This window comes from Crocosphaera watsonii WH 8501 (genome assembly GCF_000167195.1).
GTDB classification, from domain to species: domain Bacteria; phylum Cyanobacteriota; class Cyanobacteriia; order Cyanobacteriales; family Microcystaceae; genus Crocosphaera; species Crocosphaera watsonii.
Window position 1 is genome coordinate 1 of the sequence record NZ_AADV02000268.1, and the last position, 3,655, is coordinate 3,655.

The following is a 3,655-nucleotide window of genomic DNA, read 5'->3' on the forward strand; positions in this document are numbered from 1 at the left end:
AGGAGTAGGTCGGACTGCAAAATGATGTCCCTAGTCCTCTCTGGAGTACCAATTATAACCAAGAATAACCTTTGCACAATCAGGTTGTGCAAACAAAAAGTTTATGCTAAGGTTATAGCTAAGTAGAAACTGAGAAAAATTAGCAATAAATAGTAGCTGTATAGCTTTTAGTTTATGTTAATCATTGACTCAGAAACTTTTGCTCATGATTTGTAAAACAATGGTAGAGAGTTCTAAATCTTTGTTGTCAAACTACTCTGAGTTTAGATATTTCGACATTAAAAGATCACTAAATAGGGTTTGCTGAATAAAAGCAAAACCCTATTCTTTAAAAGGTTACACCCATATTCGCGATCGCAAAAAAGATCAGCTTTGTCGGCTACAAACCGCTATAATTGGTAGAAACACCTCCCAGTTGTTGGTCAAGAACAAATGTATCGAAAAGAGGAGCAACCTTTACCGCCCCCAGAAAAATTTGAATTACCTTTCGAGGGCAAATTGTCCCCCAATAATCGTTGGGTAATCATGGCAGAGTTGATACCTTGGGATGATTTTGAGGAAGAATATGCTAAACTTTTTTCAGCAGAAAAAGGTGCGCCAGCCAAACTATTTAGAATGGCATTAGGGACATTAATTATTAAGGAAAAATTAGGAACAAGTGATAGAGAAACTATAGAACAGATTAGAGAAAATCTCTATCTACAATACTTTATAGGTTTAAATTGTTATCAACAAGAGCCACCACTGGAATCTTCAATGCTAGTTCATTTTAGGAAAAGAATTGATGGAGAATTGATAAACAAAATCAATAAAAAAATAGTAAAAAGAGAAATAGACAAGAGTGATAAAGAAGTAAAAAAAAAGGATTGTCTCCAAGAAAAAGGAGAAAAAATAAAAAATAAAGGTAAACTAATTTTAGATGCGACTTGTGCGCCAGCAGACATCAAATACCCAACGGATTTAGGCATATTAAATCAAGCCAGAATTGAGACAGAAAGAATAATAGATAATCTTTATAAACCATTAAGAGTAAAATTGAGAAAAAAGCCGAGAACTTCTAGAAAAATTGCTAGAAAGGAATACTTAAAAGTAGCTAAAAAACGAAAAGTATCTTATCAAGAAAGAAGAAAAGCTATCGGGAAACAGTTAAAATACCTTAAGAAAAATTTAGGAAATATAGAAGACTTAATTCAAGCTGGGGCTTCCCTGGAAAATCTGAGTAAAAGACAGAAAAATTGTCTAGAGACTATCAAAAAAGTTTATGAACAACAACAGTCAATGTGGGAGAATAAGACCCAGAGTGTTCCTCAAAGAATTGTAAGTTTAACTCAACCGCATATTCGTCCAATAGTGAGGGGAAAAGCAGGAAAACCAATAGAGTTTGGAGCTAAACTCTCAGTAAGCTGTGTAGATAACTATGTGTTTCTATACAAAATAAGTTGGGAAAACTTCAATGAATCTTGTCATTTAAAAGAACAAGTAGAAAAGTATAAAAAAACGTTTGGCTATTATCCCGAATCCGTCCATGTAGATAAAATTTATCGAACTAGGGAAAACAGAAATTGGTGTAAGGAAAGAGGGATAAGAATCAGTGGTCCGAAGTTAGGAAGACCTCCGAAAAATGTCAGTGAAGAAGAAAAGAAACAAGCCCACTCCGATGAATGCTTCCGTAATGCTATTGAGGGAAAGTTTGGACAAGCTAAACGAAGATTTAGCCTAAATCTCGTGATGACAAAACTCCCTGAAACCTCCATTACATCTATTGCTATTACATTTTTAGTTGTCAATCTTTCTAAACTTCTGAGGCAGTTTTTGTCGCTTTTTTTGTCCTTATTTACTAATAATAGAACAGGGGAACTCATCAAGCCGCCTTTCATTAATTTTGATTATACTTTAAACAATTTTTGTGTACTAAAACTTATTGATTTGTCAGAAAATTCTTGGTCAAAAGTGGCATAAATTTTGGAGAAACTTTTTCAGCAAACCCTATTTGGTATTGACACAACTCCCTGTCCACGACCGTTTGCCGAAACGTTAGCGGATAAAACCTTTATTCATTACCCCAATCCAATTAAGGGAAATAAACCCATTAATATTGGACATTGTTATTCCGTTGTCTGCGCTTTACCTGACCAAATAGACACAGAAAAAGTCCCTTGGGCTGTCCCCTTATCAGGAGAGCGAGTCCCCTCTAAACATAAAGGAGTAAATCAAGGCAATCAACAACTAAAAAAAATCTGGCAAAGTTCTTTATTTTCTGATAAATTATCTGTCTTAGTGGCTGATAGTGACTACAGCCAAAAGGATGTTATTGGGGAACAAGTTAAGCATGAAGACGTAGTTACTATTACAAGAGTTAGAAGTGACCGAGTTTTTTATCGTCAATTTATTCGGGACCCAAATCAAGCCAAAACTTCGGGACATCCCCGTTGGTATGGGGATAAATTTGACCTTAAAGATGACCAAACTTGGACTGAACCTGATGAAGTTCATCATGTTCCCTTTACAACGAAAAAAGGTCGTCAATTAACAGTGACTATTTCGGGATGGAAACAGATGTTAATGAGAGGAACTAAAAACTATAAAATGAACAATCACCCCTTTACTTTACTCCAGATTGTTGTCAGAGATCAAGAAAGAAATAGTATTTGGAAACCTATGTGGCTTATTGTTATTGGTTCTCGGCGCGATGAGTTAAGTTTAGTTGATTGTTATCAGTGTTATCGACAACGTTATGACATGGAACATCTTTTTCGATTTGGTAAACAAAGATTATTGATGACATCTTATTTAACTCCCGATGTACATCATGAAGAAAATTGGTTGAAACTAACACTTCTTTCTTATGTAACCCAGATTCCGCACTTCAAAATGTAGTATAAAAAAATACATAGTTTTAAAAAGTCCGAAAATCATACCTGGGCAAGAATATTTCTCTTTTCATTAAATTTTTAGGAAAAATAATCAAATTAAGAAGATTTATACTCATTGAAAACTTAGCAAGACTCAGCACAAACGAAGGAGAGTTTCCTCTTCTCATTTGATATCATTAGACTCTTATTCTTTTATTATTTTTGCTTTATCCAATTCAATTTATAGATAATATCTTTGACAAGATGCAGGTAATAAACTCAATATAAAACGCCTTTCTTCTGTTAAATTGACAATTTGTTTAACTCCGTTTAAAATCACATAATGAATACCTTGAAAACATTGAAATATACACCTCAAAGTCGGACGCAATGTTACTTTCTCTACTTGATTATTTATTCCTTTTTTGACTCTTTTTAAACAATTTCTTAATTCTCTTTGCCCCAAGTTATAAATCAACAAACACAAAGACATTAAAAATAACATTGTTTCTATTCTTTCTGGTTTTTCAACGAAGAAACTATCAGTAAAAAATAAGGGATCTTTCAAAAATCGAAATCCTCTTTCCGTAGATTGCTGGTTTTTATAAGTTATCAGAATTTCACTAGCTTCTAATTTATTTTCCTCTACTAAGTTAGTTGCTAAAATAAATTTTCCTGCTTCTTTAGTCTTTCTACTTATCTCTTCATCTTTTTTGATGATCAGACTAATCATTTTATCAATCTTTTCCTTTTTTTCCGAGTAAGTTTCAATCAGTTCAACTTCTTTTATTTCCAACAATCTT

The 3,655-nt window shown here is 33.4% G+C and carries 2 protein-coding genes and 1 pseudogene; 2 read left to right on the top strand and 1 reads right to left on the bottom strand.

From position 1 onward, the window contains the following. Positions 1 to 432: 432 nt before the first annotated feature. Complete coding sequence (locus CWATDRAFT_RS30475; RefSeq protein ID WP_007308560.1) at positions 433 to 1,959, top strand: IS5-like element ISCwa2 family transposase; 1,527 nt, start codon at positions 433 to 435, stop codon at positions 1,957 to 1,959. A gap of 27 nt (positions 1,960 to 1,986) precedes the next feature. Beyond that, positions 1,987 to 2,850, top strand: a pseudogene (locus CWATDRAFT_RS30480) (transposase); the annotation flags it as partial. A gap of 243 nt (positions 2,851 to 3,093) precedes the next feature. Here the strand turns inward: CWATDRAFT_RS30480 and CWATDRAFT_RS30485 are convergent. Beyond that, on the bottom strand, positions 3,094 to 3,655 hold a 562-nt coding region (locus CWATDRAFT_RS30485; protein ID WP_007308562.1), incomplete at its 5' end, for an IS1634 family transposase.

Bases quoted from the DNA above. Each gene is read 5' to 3' on its own strand.
- CWATDRAFT_RS30475 (WP_007308560.1), top strand. From the start codon at position 433: ATGTATCGAAAAGAGGAGCAACCTTTACCGCCCCCAGAAAAATTTGAA.